Origin of the sequence: Vibrio splendidus (genome assembly GCF_003345295.1) — a bacterium.
Lineage (GTDB): Bacteria > Pseudomonadota > Gammaproteobacteria > Enterobacterales > Vibrionaceae > Vibrio > Vibrio splendidus_K.
Genome location: NZ_CP031055.1, coordinates 1,781,109 through 1,794,968, shown reverse-complemented (window position 1 = coordinate 1,794,968; position 13,860 = coordinate 1,781,109). Strand labels below are relative to the sequence as shown.

11 protein-coding genes are annotated in these 13,860 nt (G+C 43.5%); 5 read left to right on the top strand and 6 right to left on the bottom strand.

The annotated features are described in order from the left end of the window. Positions 1–121 precede the first annotated feature (121 nt). The 6 genes from DUN60_RS07855 to hutC form a co-directional block, all read right to left on the bottom strand. Positions 122–847: a DUF3581 domain-containing protein gene (locus DUN60_RS07855; protein ID WP_010438254.1), complete on the bottom strand. Its 726-nt coding sequence runs from the start codon at positions 845–847 to the stop codon at positions 122–124. Positions 848–1,073: 226 nt separating this feature from the next. Then, a complete protein-coding gene (gene hutH / locus DUN60_RS07850; protein ID WP_114633679.1) occupies positions 1,074–2,606 on the bottom strand; it encodes a histidine ammonia-lyase in 1,533 nt (510 codons plus the stop codon). Positions 2,607–2,620: 14 nt separating this feature from the next. Then, positions 2,621–4,315 carry a urocanate hydratase gene (gene hutU, locus DUN60_RS07845; protein WP_054547392.1) on the bottom strand — a complete coding sequence of 565 codons (1,695 nt, stop codon included), beginning with the start codon at positions 4,313–4,315 and terminating at the stop codon, positions 2,621–2,623. 72 nt (positions 4,316–4,387) lie between these two features. Beyond that, positions 4,388–5,452 (bottom strand): formimidoylglutamase, encoded by a 1,065-nt coding sequence (gene hutG, locus DUN60_RS07840; RefSeq protein WP_114633678.1) that lies wholly within the window; start codon positions 5,450–5,452, stop codon positions 4,388–4,390. Beyond that, positions 5,439–6,689, bottom strand: a complete 1,251-nt coding sequence (hutI, locus tag DUN60_RS07835) for an imidazolonepropionase (RefSeq protein WP_114633677.1) — start codon at positions 6,687–6,689, stop codon at positions 5,439–5,441. The genes hutG and hutI overlap by 14 nt, the downstream gene beginning before the upstream one ends. 113 nt (positions 6,690–6,802) lie before the next feature. Then, positions 6,803–7,516, bottom strand: a complete 714-nt coding sequence (gene hutC, locus DUN60_RS07830) for a histidine utilization repressor (RefSeq protein WP_114633676.1) — start codon at positions 7,514–7,516, stop codon at positions 6,803–6,805. Positions 7,517–7,697: 181 nt separating this feature from the next. Here hutC and DUN60_RS07825 point away from each other — a divergent pair, with 181 nt between their 5' ends. The 5 genes from DUN60_RS07825 (at position 7,698) to DUN60_RS07805 (ending at position 13,847) form a co-directional block, all read left to right on the top strand. Next, complete coding sequence (locus DUN60_RS07825) at positions 7,698–8,441, top strand: sporulation protein (RefSeq protein WP_010438271.1); 744 nt, start codon at positions 7,698–7,700, stop codon at positions 8,439–8,441. 550 nt (positions 8,442–8,991) lie between these two features. Continuing rightward, entirely contained in the window at positions 8,992–10,212 is a 1,221-nt protein-coding gene (locus DUN60_RS07820) for a tyrosine-type recombinase/integrase (RefSeq protein WP_114633675.1), read from the top strand. Next, complete coding sequence (locus DUN60_RS07815; RefSeq protein WP_114633674.1) at positions 10,205–11,416, top strand: ABC-three component system protein; 1,212 nt, start codon at positions 10,205–10,207, stop codon at positions 11,414–11,416. Before DUN60_RS07820 ends, DUN60_RS07815 begins: the two co-directional genes overlap by 8 nt. Then, entirely contained in the window at positions 11,409–11,906 is a 498-nt protein-coding gene (locus DUN60_RS07810; RefSeq protein ID WP_054542293.1) for a three component ABC system middle component, read from the top strand. Before DUN60_RS07815 ends, DUN60_RS07810 begins: the two co-directional genes overlap by 8 nt. Then, entirely contained in the window at positions 11,907–13,847 is a 1,941-nt protein-coding gene (locus DUN60_RS07805; RefSeq protein ID WP_114633673.1) for a DUF3732 domain-containing protein, read from the top strand. It begins immediately after the preceding gene. The last annotated feature ends 13 nt before the right edge of the window (positions 13,848–13,860 follow it).

The following is a 13,860-nucleotide window of genomic DNA, read 5'->3' as shown; positions in this document are numbered from 1 at the left end:
TATATCCTAAATCGATAGTTACGTACTAAAAAGAAAAGCCCAGCTTGAGGATGTCAAGCTGGGCTTTATTGATCTTATTCTAGAGCTTATTTACATCGAGATGTGTAAATAAGGATGCTGATTAAGCGGCAGCTGCGAACTGAGCTAGAAACATCTCTTTACGCTCGTTGAAGCGGTTTACTAGGTCGTCTACAGAAGCTTGGTCGTATGGCTTAAGGCCACTTGCTACCATGCGTTTCACGCCTTTACCGACTACTTCGCCGTCTTCTTTGAAATCGAAGTTCAGGGTCACGATGCCGCGCTTGCCTTCAACATCAAAAGTCGCACCAGAGAATTCAACTTCTGGGTGAGACAGGTCTAGGCGAGTAAATTCAACTTCCATGCTCTCGTAAATCACTAGAGGACGTTGGCAGTTGATCATCATTTGTTGCTCTTCCATAAGAGGAACCATGATGTGTGGGAAGTTCATACCAGAGAACTTAACGTAGTTTGTTACTACGTGTTCGATGAATGCTTGATCGTGGCTCTTTTCACCTTCACAAGACATGTGTAGGTACTCTTTGCCTTTCTCGTCAACCAGTGAGCTTTCTTTCTCACACTTGTTGTCAACGCTAAGCGCAATACCATTACCCACCATACCTGAAAAATCAAAACGCATTTTTTGGCTGATGCCTTCTTTTTGCAGAAGTACTGCAAACAAAAGATCGCCAGGCACGCAGAAGCGCTTGTTGTCTTCATCGTGAATTGGGTTGAAGTCAGCGGCTACTTTTTTAGCAAAGTGGCTAGCCTGTTCACGAGTGAATTGAAATTGATTGTCTTCAGTAGAAAAGTAAGGTGTCAGAAACATAGTATCGCTATTAGTCATCAAATCTGGGGTGGATTATAGCTAACTAACTTCGTTCTAATGGTCTATCCAGTTAACTTTGCTTATATATCAGTCAATTAGATTAATACGTTGGATGGTATGTGACGATTTTAAGGGAGATATGGCCTTTGGCTCAATGCAACAAGGGCTAATCGATAGCCCTTGCTTATATGACACTCTAATGGGTGTTGTTCAGAATGTTTTTGCTTTAAAAGCTACACAAAGTGCCTTCTGGCATTAGGTGGTTATGAACAGATAATTTGAGTAACAGGTTAGCTTGCTCAATATCTGGAGCAAAATATCTGTCTTTGTCGTAGAAGCTCACTTTTTCACGCAGAATTTGTTTCGCTTCTTCCACACGAGGGGAAGATAGATCAGGCGCTCGGAAGTCGAGTCCTTGTGCTGCTGCTAAATATTCTACTGCCAATATCCCACGGGTGTTTTCAGCCATGTATCTAAGCCTACGAGCGGCAAAAGTGGCCATTGATACGTGGTCTTCTTGGTTTGCAGAAGTAGGTAGGCTGTCTATTGACGCCGGATGAGCTAAGGTTTTGTTCTCACTTGCTAATGCTGCTGATGTTACTTGAGCAATCATAAAGCCAGAGTTCACGCCGCCGTTGTCGACTAAGAAAGGCGGTAGTTTGCTTAGCGCGCTATCAATTAGTAGAGCCATTCTTCGCTCTGACAAGCTACCGATTTCAGCTATCGCTAGTGCAAGGTTATCGGCTGCCATTGCGACAGGTTCTGCGTGGAAGTTACCGCCCGAAATGATGTCGCCATCGTCAGCGAAAACAAGCGGGTTGTCGGATACGGCATTTGCTTCAATGTTTAAGGTTTCTGCTGAATTACGAATCTGCTGTAAACACGCCCCCATCACTTGAGGCTGGCAACGCAGTGAATAAGGGTCTTGAACCTTTTCACAACAAGTGTGTGATTCACCAATCTCACTCTTTTGATCAAGTATATGGCGGTAAGCAAGGGCTGCATCCATTTGGCCACGGTGACCACGAACGCGATGAATACGCGGATCAAACGGACGACGGCTACCCAGCGCGGCTTCAACAGACATTGCACCACATACAGTTGCAGATGCGAACAAGTCTTCGGCTGCGAACAGACCTTCTAATGCGAAGGCGGTTGATGCCTGAGTGCCGTTCAACAGCGCTAAACCTTCTTTAGGAGCTAGCGTAATAGGCTCTAAGCCTGCGATCTGCATAGCTTCTATGCCTGTGATGATTTTACCGTTGTGGCGTGCTTGGCCTTCACCTAGCAGTACTGTACTCATGTGGGCTAGGGGAGCGAGATCTCCTGACGCACCAACCGAGCCTTTTTGAGGAACACATGGGTAAACCTGCGCGTTCACTAGATCGATAAGAGCGTTAATCACTTTCAGGCGAATACCCGAGTAACCACGAGACAAGCTGTTAATCTTTAACACCATCATCAAACGCACAGTTTCATCAGACATGAACTTGCCGATGCCCGCCGCGTGAGAAAGCACGATACTTTTCTGTAGTACTTCTAAATCTTCAGGCGCAATCTTGGTATTCGCTAATAAGCCAAAACCTGTATTGATACCATAAACAGTGCGATCTTCAGCAATCACTTGTTCGACTACGTGCATGCTCGCTTCAATATCAGGAATCGCTGCTGGGTCGAGTGATAAGTTAACAGGGCTACGACTAATTTTACGGAGCTCAGACAGGCCTAGAAGTCCTGGTTTAAGTAATAAATTCAACATGTTCTCTCCAGACATTAAAGGCGACGAAGTTCTTCGTTTAGCATAGGTAAATCAAGCTTCTGCTCTTTAGCACACTGCTTGGCAATATCGTAACCCGCATCAGCATGACGCATAACGCCAGTTGCCGGATCATTGTGAAGTACACGAGCAATACGCTGTGATGCATCTTCACTGCCGTCACAACAAATCACCATACCTGAGTGTTGTGAGAAGCCCATGCCAACGCCGCCACCATGGTGCAGAGAAACCCATGTTGCGCCGCCTGCAGTATTCAGCAGAGCGTTCAATAGAGGCCAATCTGAAACGGCATCTGAGCCATCCATCATGCCTTCTGTTTCACGGTTTGGGCTTGCCACTGAACCTGAATCTAGGTGGTCACGACCGATAACAACTGGTGCTTTTAGTTCGCCATTTTTAACCATTTCATTGAATGCTTGGCCTAAACGTTCACGATCTTTCAAGCCAACCCAACAGATACGCGCTGGTAAGCCTTGGAACTGAATGCGTTCACGCGCCATATCTAACCAGTTGTGCAAATGTGGGTTGTCTGGAATCAGTTCTTTTACTTTTTGGTCTGTTTTGTAGATGTCTTCTGGGTCGCCAGAAAGGGCAGCCCAACGGAACGGACCGACGCCTTCACAAAATAAAGGTCGTATATATGCGGGAACGAAACCTGGGAAATCAAATGCATTCTCCACACCTTCTTCCAATGCCATTTGGCGAATGTTATTACCGTAATCTACAGTCGCAGCACCACGGTACTGAAGATCCAGCATAGCTTGAACTTGAATAGCCATAGATTGTTTAGCGGCTTTCACTACTTTCGCTTCATCAACTAAACGTTCTTGTGCTGCTTTCTCCATCGTCCAACCTTGAGGCAAGTAGCCGTTCAGCGGATCGTGGGCAGAGGTTTGGTCTGTCACTACGTCAGGGGTGATATTGCGTTCAACTAACTCTGGGAATACATCAGCAGCGTTGCCTAATAGGCCAACAGAGATTGGCGTGTCTGATTCTTTAATCATTGCCATGGCTTCATCTATGCTGGTGGCTTTTTTGTCTACATAACCAGTACGTAAGCGATAGTCGATCCGTGATTCATCACATTCAACAGCGATCATCGAGAAGCCTGCCATTGTTGCCGCGAGAGGTTGAGCACCACCCATACCGCCAAGACCACCCGTTAGAACCCACTTGCCGTTTGCTTCGCCTTGGAAGTGCTTCTTCGCGATAGCGACAAACGTTTCATAAGTACCTTGAACGATGCCTTGAGAGCCAATGTAGATCCAGCTGCCTGCTGTCATTTGGCCGTACATCATCAAGCCTTCTTTATCGAGCTCGTTGAAGTGTTCCCAATTTGCCCAGTGCGGAACAAGGTTAGAGTTCGCAATCAGTACGCGAGGTGCATTCTTGTGAGTTGGGAACACACCTACAGGTTTACCAGATTGAACAAGTAACGTTTGATCGTCTTCTAAACGTTCTAATACTTCGACAATCTTGTCATAACATTTCCAATCGCGCGCAGCGCGACCAATACCGCCATACACAACCAGTGCATGTGGGTGTTCTGCCACATCAGGGTCTAGGTTGTTCATCAGCATACGCAGTGGTGCTTCTGTTAACCAAGATTTAGCGCGCAAAGTGGTGCCATGAGGTGCGCGAATTTCGCGAGTCGTGTCGAGACGAGGGTCACTGTTGTGGTGTTCCGTCATTTTGGAATTCCTTCTGTTTCACGTTATATCGTTGTAGTTGTAGTTGTAGTTGTAGTTATCGGTATAGCTGGATTAGTCGTTGGCCATTGCACTGGCTATATCCCAACACAAACGTGCCGCCAATCGCGCCGTTTGGCCATCGATGTCGTAGTCTGGGTTGTATTCTGCAATGTCCGCGATAATGAGTTTTTCACTGTGTTTGAAAATCTGTTCTAGAAAAGGCGCGAGTGCTTCATAGCTCACGCCTCTTGCTGCTGGTGCACTGACACCTGGCGCAGTCGCCGCTGGGAATACGTCAAGGTCGATAGTGAGATAGAGGTAATCACACTCAGCGATGAATTTTTGCAACTTAACCAGTTGAGCGACTTGGTTAACTTGGGTCATGTTTCGGTCGTGTTCATACCAAACGCCCAGTTGGTCGGCTTTGTTAAACAGCGCTTTGGTATTGCTGGCAGCACTCACGCCAAGGCAAGCGTATTTGAACGGCCATTGGTGCTTGTGGCAGTAATCTCTGATCTGGTTAAAAGGCGTGCCTGAACTGGGTTTAACGTCGGCGATGTTGCTTTCAAATTCACGAAGATCAAAGTGAGCATCAAAGTTAACGATGCCGATCTTAGGTTTGCGTTCTGACTGATCTTTATGAAGGTGTTTAGTTTTATGTCGGTGTTCCGTTTGGTGTAAATGCTCAGCAAGTCCTTGGAAAGACGCCCAAGCAACCTCGTGACCACCGCCAAGGGTAATCACTTTGTTGGTTGATAAAGCATTAGTAATTACTGAAGCACACTGTTTTTGGCTGACTTCGAGCTGGCCATCATTACATTCGATATCACCAAGATCCGCGATGTGCGCGTCACTGTGCCAAGCCATATTAGCCAACGCTTGGCGAATTAGGTTAGGTGCTTGTTTCGCGCCTACGCGTCCTTTGTTTCTTGCAACTCCAGCATCGCTGGCAAAGCCAACTAAGGCGATAGCGCCATCAGTAAGCTCGTTACTTAACTCACTACTGTGAACTTGTTTGGTAATGTGATGAACGCGAGTACCGAGTGCGCCATCTTCAAGATCATTACGCCCAGTCCATACAAAGTTATGTGTGGTTGCTGCATTATCTCGGATGCCGTTAGACTTAGATTGAGTCATGACACACCTCGCCGTTAACAATGCGTTTATACAGATGAGGAACACCAACTTGATAGCTTAAGTCGGCAGGGTGCTCGATATTCCAGATAGCCAAATCAGCGGCATAACCAATTTCAATTTTGCCTTTGGTTTGTGACTCGCCAATGGCAGCTGCGGCATGACAAGTTACACCGCGTAGCGCTTCTTCAGGCGTCGTACCAAATAAGGTGCAGCTCATGTTCATCATCAGCGTTAGGTCTGCAAAAGGAGAGGTGCCGGGGTTTAGGTCGGTCGCGATCGCCATTGGAATGTTGTGTTCGCGAAGTAGGGCTACTGGCGGTTGTTGAGTCTCTTTCAAGAAGTAGAAAGCACCGGGAAGTAAAGTGGCAACTGTGCCTGATTTCGCCAGTGCTTTGACTCCGATTTCATCAAGGTATTCAACATGGTCAACAGAGAGTGCGCTGTATTTTGCTGCAAGCGCACTGCCACCCATATTCGAAAGTTGTTCAGTGTGGCCTTTAATCGCGAGCCCGTGTGCTTTGGCTGCTGCAAAGACACGTTCGGTTTGTTCTAGGTTGAAGCCGATAGATTCGCAGAACACGTCAACCGCGTCGGCGAGCCCTTGTTCTGCAGCTTTAGGAATGATCTCTTGGCAAACCAGATCGATATAGCTGTCCGGTTTCTCTTTATATTCTGGTGGAATAGCATGGGCAGCAAGGAGAGTGGTGGTGATCTTAATACGGCGATGATTCTCTAACGCTTTGGCTGCACGTAACATCTTGAGCTCATCTTCAAGTGTTAAACCATAACCAGATTTTACTTCGATACTGGTCACGCCACTTCTTAGCAGACCATCGAGTCTCGGTAACGCCATTTCAACCAGTTCAGACTCTTGTGCTGCGCGTGTTGCAGTGACTGTCGCTAGAATGCCACCGCCTTGCTTGGCGATGTCGGTGTAAGACACACCATTCAAACGTTGCTCAAACTCGTTGGCACGATTACCCGCAAATACGAGATGAGTATGGCAATCAATTAACCCAGGTGTTACTAGCTTGTTCTTGCAATCGTAGGTGATGTAATCCGCAGAGCTATCTATGCTCAGTTGTTCTAATTCAGAAGCAAGTGCCTCGTGGTTTGAACAAGAGATGGACTCGATCTTACCGTTTTCGATAACGATATTTTGAGGGGAAGAGGGCTGATAACCATCGGCTCCCGAACTCATGGAGACCACTCGTGCGTTTTTGAGGATCAAATTCATAATCACCTAGATCTTTGCTAAACATTAAATGTATATACAAATAAATAGGCTAAACGCTGATCCGAATCAAGTTGATGTTGCAAAAATGTGATCGGCGATCAGGATGATGTTCTTTAATCTAGAAGTATCTTGGAGCTTAATTTGTACTTAGAGCCAGGATGGTAGAGCAATGCAAAGCTGATGAGGCGCTCTTTGCTCCATGTTCTTCTATTCAAAAGAAGGCAAGGCTCTGATTCAGATAGCTTTAGTGACGCTCTGATTTGAGAGTCAGGAATAATGGCTTCAACCGTGTGCTCTATTGCACTCAACGGGCAGCTTTTTGAAAGGTATTCGTTGGGTGTCGAGGTGGAAAAGTCTTGTTCTAGGTATTTGGGAGCAGCTTGAGAGTTCACCCAACGCGCTTCCAATTGAATCGGTGCTTTGTCAGCAAAGTGGATGATTTCACTATAGAATACTTCGGCATTGATCATCACACCTAACCGTGTGGCGGTGCTTTCATCAGCCTTGATGCTCTTGTGCTTGATAACTTGGCTAGCATACGTTTGGCCTCGGTCTTTGATCTCTTGCGCGATATTGTTGATATCAAGCAGGGGAGATTGTGCTTTTTCGTCGGGTTCACAAACAAAAGTACCCAGCCTTGGTTTCCTGATTAGCTTACCTTCAGACACCAGATCTCGAATGGCCTTATTCACTGTCATTCGACTCACTTTGAACTGTTCAGTGAGTTCTAGCTCTGTGGTTATCTGGTAACCCACTGGCCAGTGACCACTGGTGATATTGTCGTCTATGAACTGTTTTATCTGAAGGTAGAGCGGTGCTTTCGACATAATGAAACCTTATTTGACTATACAAATAGAGTAACGGATTTATTCACGATTTCAACATTTCCTCGGGCAATGTGACCTTATTCAACATAGATGGGGCAAATTGCTTGATTCTGTGAGGCAAGTGTCGCAAATTGTCACGCAATAACCAGCCGTAAATCAGATAATTAGAAAGGGAAGTAATATGTTTAAGAAATTAAAGGCTTCGTTGGGCATCGGTGCAGCAAAGGTTGATACTGTCTTAGATAATATTGAAGTTTTCCAAGGTGGAGAGTTGTCTGGCAATGTTCACATTGTTGGTGGTGACGTTGAGCAACAAATCGACCTGATCAACTTGGTTCTCAACACAGAAGTTAAAGTAGAAACAGAAGACAGCACCAGCTACGAAACCTTTTCACTGGGTCGTATTCAAGCCGTAGAGCCTTTCGTTATCCAACCGGGCGAAACCAAACTGGTTCCATTCCGACTTAAGTTAAATGATGAAACGCCAGTCACCGCGTTGAACGCACAAATGAACCAATGCCATGTGTGGGTTGAAACCAACCTAGATATAGGCTTCGCGATTGATCCTAAAGACCGCGACTTCATCTCCGTACACCCATTGCCAACAGTCGCTAAAATCATCCAAGGTGTCGAAGCATCGGGTATGGCAATGGTGAAAGCCGACGTAGAGAAGGGCTTCTTAAAAGGCAACAGCTTTGCTTCTCGTTCGGGCTGTTACCAAGAGATTGAATTTCGCAGTGGTGGTTTCATGAACAAAAAAGAGATAGAACTGTCATTCATTGTTGAAGGTTCAATGGTTCACTGCCTAGCAGAAATCGACCGCTCAATGAGCTTCCGCGGCGACCAATACATCTCATTCAGCTTACCTGCTAATGCCGCCGATTCAGATATTCGCAACGCAGTCTCAAGAATCATGAGTGCATAGTTCCCTTTCTGTTAGTAGTCGCTTTTTCTATTAATAGAGACAAGACAGTACGATTTCTATAGCCGAACTTAACCGTTCGGCTTTTTTGTTTGTAAATAAAGACAAAGAACCAATCATTGAACGTTAGCTTAGGGTGTTAGAAGGTCCTATATAGAAGATACATTTAAGTTATGTAGTTTTTGTGGCGCTGTGGGACTAACATTGTCATTTCATATAATTTCGTTACAATGTTCGGCTACTCACAAATGGGGCATCTGTATTTGCTTCTATGTAGGTATCTTTATTATGCATATATCTCCGATCAACATACTTGTTGGTTGAAAAACATATATTAAACATTTTCATGTGCTGCTTGGTGTGTCTCAAGACGTGAATCTCCCTTCTTATTGCAATTCCTCTTTACCATTCATATCCCTTGATAGAACCCTTTCAATACAAACGCTTAACAAAAAAAACGTCATTCAAACTATTTGTTGGATACTAGCTCATATTGCTTAGAATACACTTGCATTCATATGAGATTTGTACCAAATATTTTTGGTGCAAATGAATGGCAATCACAGATGCTTGGCTAAGAGCCACACAAGGTAAGCCTTACAAAGGGCAACCCGAGGTCACCCATAGAGATGGCTTAGGCGTGCGTGTGAGCCCGAAAGGTAAAGTGACCTGGGTTTACCGCGTAACCTACCTAGGTAAAGCCATCAAAATGAAACTTGGTGAATACCCAGCGATGAAGATGCGAGATGCATTGCGCGAGCGAGAAAAGAAAGCTGAGCTCGTTATCTTAGGCATTGACCCAAGAACAGCCATCAACCCTTCAGACAAAGCCTTACCCAGCACCGTAGACGACTTAATCGACTATTGGGTTGAACACCACGGCAAAGACAACGTCAAGCAGTGGCAAGCACTAGAGAAGATGTTTAGAACAGACATCAGCCCATATTTAGGCCAACGCCAAGCCAAACACCTAGAACTGACCGATTACATGCCAGTATTTCAAAAAGCTAAGATTCGCGTGAGTGCAAAGCATTCAGCAAACCTCATGTCGCGCTTTAAACAAGTGCTGTCTTATGCCGTTCGCCATGGTTTACTCAAATACAACATGCTTGCAGAAGTAAAGAAAACCGATGTAGGTGCACCAACAGACACCAAAAAGAGCAAGCAGACAGAAGCTGGCGTTAAAGCACTATGGAAAGCTATTGACGACATAGGTGTGCATGAGAGCAACAAAAACTTCCTGCGCCTAATGATGATATTTGCCAATCGTAGTAATGAGTTGCGCTTAGCGAAGAAGCAAGACTTTGATTTAGAAGCACTAGTGTGGACAGTACCAGCAGAGAACAACAAGATCAGGAAAAAGCAGGGCGGGGCAATTCGACGCGCAATTCCGCCATTGGCAGAAGAAGTGATTCGAAATCAGTTCGCCATTTATCCTAATCTTGAAATCATGTTCCCACCGGTGAAAGTGGAAGACGACAGACCTATGTCTGAAAACCAACCTGTAGAGTTTGGCCGTAAGTTAGCTGATGCGATAGAGGCGGCAGGTTTTCTTAGAACAACTAATCACGATATGCGTAGAACGGCTCGCAATATATGGGAAGCGATTGAGGTTCCATTTCATGTAGCTGAAACCATGCTAGGCCATAAAGTACACCGTGGCGTAGAAAGCCACTATTTAGATTACGACTACTTAGATGAGCAGAAAGATGCCTACTATCAATGGCAAAGGATTATTCAAATGAAGAGTTCAGGAGCTAACCATAATGACTAAGAGTGTGTTTGATGCAACACCATCTCTATTAGGCTACATATATCAAGTTAGATACGCTTTGCTAGTCGGATTACAGAAAGCGCAATATTTACCTGATATCGATGATTGTACAATCACTATTGAAACCATTGACGATATTTCTACCGAAATAAACGGGAATGCGACTGATTTAATTCAAACTAAATATCATATTTCCCCGGGTAACTTGACGAATAAAAGCCCGGATATATGGGGTACTGTAAGAGTCTGGTGTGAAAAGGTAATGTCAACGTCTTCAAGTGTAGTGGAGTATCCCATTCTAACGTTATTAACAACGGAAACTGTTGCTAGTGATTCCCTTGCAGAAGTTCTGTCAATAACTCCTAGTTTAAGAAATGAGACCAAAGCATTTGAACTAATGAATGAGATTGCTAGTTTAGGAGGTAACAAAGCTAATGATGTTGCTTATAAAGCATTTTTGGAATTGGAACCCGTTGATCAAATGAAGTTGATCTCTCTAATCTATGTATTACCAAATGCTCCAGATATTCAAGAGGTAAAAGACAAGGTTGCTAGGCATTTTAGACTATGTGTTCCAAAAGAACATATAGCCGAGTTTACATCTAGAGTTGAAGGTAAATGGTTTACTTGGGCCATAGACGCAATGACTCAGCATGGAGCTAATTCAATCGCGTTAACAGATTTGATTTCATTTATTGAAAACACTGGAAAAGAATATTCACCGACGAGTCTCCCTATAGATTATGAATTATTGGATATCGACGAATTTTTTGAGGGTGAGAGAAGTAAGGACTATATAACTCAATTGAAGTTTATAAATGCTAATGATGTTGCGATAAAAACGGCCATTAAAAACTGTGTTAAAGCCAGGAAGCAGCGCTCAAGTTGGCATCGGCAGGGCTTGTTACTCCCAGGTGAGTTAAAGCGGTATGAGGCTAGACTTACAGATGAGTGGGAAAATCATTTCGGAAATATAACGTCGTTTAATATCTCTGATACATTAATGTTCCAAGGTGCAAGTGTTTATAAAGCCTGCCAGAGCGATGGTCTAGTCAAAATACGTTCAAATTTAAATGCTGATTTCGTGGCTAGAGGTTCTTATCATATGTTATCAGATGAGAGAAAAATTGGTTGGCACCCTCAGTTTGAATGCATGATGTTCGAAAATTCAGATAATGTAGGGGTAAAAACTGACGATGAGTAATCAATCTAACTTATCTAACGAAGAAGCAGCACTATACAACTCAGCCTATCTCGGATTTTTACTTTATTCAGCTATTCGTGAATATAAATTCGCGTCAGGAAGAAATTTTAGTACGAATTTGGCTTTTATATTAGTCCCACTGGCTGTTAATCAAATCTTATCTACTAGATTACCTAAATCAACGACGACATCATTAGATAAGTGGGTTGGTGAAAATGACGGTTACCTTTTTCTCGTCCCCGAATTAGTCAAAGGATATGTCCCAAGTGTTATCGACGCTATAGAGTTCTTAGTGTTAAGTGGAACTATAAGTATTGATGAAGACAATTGTTTCGTGTTGATGGTAGATAACCTCCCTAAGGGCCCTGCACTATTTACAAAGAGCAGCGATATGAAAGAGGCTCTTAGAGCAGCCAAGCATTTAGGGAAATGGCTTTCTCAAGTTGATTCAGATGTAACGATATATACAAAATTTGGAGTTAGACCTTAAATGCAAATAAAAACTATCAGCGTATACAGTAAAGAACGGAAAAGAAATGATGTCTCGTTTAGCCTAGGGACATTAAACATTCTAACTGGTGCTTCTAAACGTGGTAAATCTCAGCTAATTGAGATTATAGATTATTGCCTAGGGTCAACAGAATGTAATGTTGCCGATGGGCTTATTACTGATACTGTATCTTGGTATTCGGTGCTATTTCAGTTTAAGGACTGCCAAGTATATATCGCTCGAAAAGCTCCAGAGCCAGGGTTTCGCAGTAGCTCGAAATGTGATCTTAGGGTTGGTAGGCAGTTGGCTATTCTAAGCTACGATGAAATTAACCCTTCAACAAATGTTGCAGGTGTTCAAGAGTTTTTGACTAGAAAAATGGGTATATCTGACTATGTCACTGAAGTTCCAGAAGGTAATACTCGTTCTAGTATCTCAATTTCTTTCAAGCATTCGAAAACATATATATTTCAGGCTCAGGATGAATTAGCTTCGAAAAGGATTTTGTTCCATCGACAAGCTGAACCTTTCATTCCGCAATCAATAAAGGATACGTTGCCATATTTTATGGGGGCATCTGGAGAAGATCGGCTACATGACTTAGAAAAGTTAAGAAAACTAAAAAGAGAGAAAACTAGGTTAAAGAAAAAAATGAAAGAGGTTCAGCAACTTAAAGGTGAGGGGTTGAGTAAAGGTCGTAATTTTCTGGCTGAAGCGATTGGTTGCAGAATAGCTGATAGCAATATTCAGGTTGATGATGGAAAGTTGGTGAGTTTACTCAAAGGTCTTTTAGACATTTCACCATCTAGCAGTAAGCATTTAGAGTTTAACGAAGATCCTCTAAGGCAACTCGAGTTGGAACTAGAGCAGCTGAGGGATAAAAAGAAAGTTACGAGAGCAAAAATTGATTCTATATCGAGCTATCACGATAATCTGAAGACTATTGATAATGAATTTAACGAGCAATATTTAAGACTCCAGAGCGTCAACCTATTTTCAAGAGTTAACTCTGGGAATGTAAGCTTTCAAGAATGTTTGGGTCACGTAAAAAATGCAATTGAAGACAATTCTAGAAAGTTGAGTAAGGATTTAGAAGGGCTAAATAGGACAAAACCCAAATTAAATATTGCTCTGAACGAACTTGGAAATGAAGACGTCAATTTAGCCAAAGAAATCAAGAGAGTGAGAAAAGCAATTGAAACCTTGATGAAACAAAAAGGTAAGTTGGCAGCAGCGCGTTCTTTAGAGTACAAACAAGCATTAGTTATAGGCCGAGTGTCTTTATATTTGGAAAGTTTAAACTGGGATAGTGATACTAGCCAGTTTGAGAGTTCGATTAGGCTCTTAGAACCTAAAATTGAAGAGCTAGAAGCGAAGTTGAACCCTAGTGAACTGAAGTTAAAGTTAGAATCTCAATTGAGTAATGTTGCGGAGGATATGACACGTTGGGCAAGGGACTTAGGGCTTGAACATAGTCAATATCCTATTCGTTTAGATCCTGCCACATTAACCGTTACAGCTGAAACGCCTAATGGAAGAACTCCGCTAAATAGAATGGGAAGCGGGGCAAACTGGGTCGGTTATCATCTAGTAACTTATGTAGCATTGGCAAAATGGTTTATTACTCAGGATAGACCTGTTCCCAATTTCATTTTCTTTGATCAACCGACGCAAGTATTCTTTCCGTCAGACATTACCAGTTCAGGAAGAGTTTCGGAAATTGAAGCAGATGAAGATAGAAAAGCGGTAGTTGATATGTTTAGGTGGTTGTCAAAAGTCACTCAGGAACTCGCTCCTGCATTGCAAATTATCGTCACAGATCATGCTGATATTGATGAGGAGTGGTTTCAATCCCATACTGTTACGCCCAAGTGGCGAGGCGAGCAAGCTTTAATTCCATACAGTTGGGTGCCTGAAGGTTATAACGAACAAGTTAAGTAGAAAAAAGGGAAGC

Bases quoted from the DNA above. Each gene is read 5' to 3' on its own strand.
- DUN60_RS07820 (WP_114633675.1), top strand. From the start codon at position 8,992: ATGGCAATCACAGATGCTTGGCTAAGAGCCACACAAGGTAAGCCTTAC.
- DUN60_RS07810 (WP_054542293.1), top strand. From the start codon at position 11,409: ATGAGTAATCAATCTAACTTATCTAACGAAGAAGCAGCACTATACAAC.
- hutU (WP_054547392.1), bottom strand. From the start codon at position 4,315: ATGACGGAACACCACAACAGTGACCCTCGTCTCGACACGACTCGCGAA.
- DUN60_RS07805 (WP_114633673.1), top strand. From the start codon at position 11,907: ATGCAAATAAAAACTATCAGCGTATACAGTAAAGAACGGAAAAGAAAT.
- DUN60_RS07855 (WP_010438254.1), bottom strand. From the start codon at position 847: ATGTTTCTGACACCTTACTTTTCTACTGAAGACAATCAATTTCAATTC.
- hutH (WP_114633679.1), bottom strand. From the start codon at position 2,606: ATGTTGAATTTATTACTTAAACCAGGACTTCTAGGCCTGTCTGAGCTC.
- DUN60_RS07815 (WP_114633674.1), top strand. From the start codon at position 10,205: ATGACTAAGAGTGTGTTTGATGCAACACCATCTCTATTAGGCTACATA.
- DUN60_RS07825 (WP_010438271.1), top strand. From the start codon at position 7,698: ATGTTTAAGAAATTAAAGGCTTCGTTGGGCATCGGTGCAGCAAAGGTT.
- hutI (WP_114633677.1), bottom strand. From the start codon at position 6,689: ATGAATTTGATCCTCAAAAACGCACGAGTGGTCTCCATGAGTTCGGGA.
- hutG (WP_114633678.1), bottom strand. From the start codon at position 5,452: ATGACTCAATCTAAGTCTAACGGCATCCGAGATAATGCAGCAACCACA.
- hutC (WP_114633676.1), bottom strand. From the start codon at position 7,516: ATGTCGAAAGCACCGCTCTACCTTCAGATAAAACAGTTCATAGACGAC.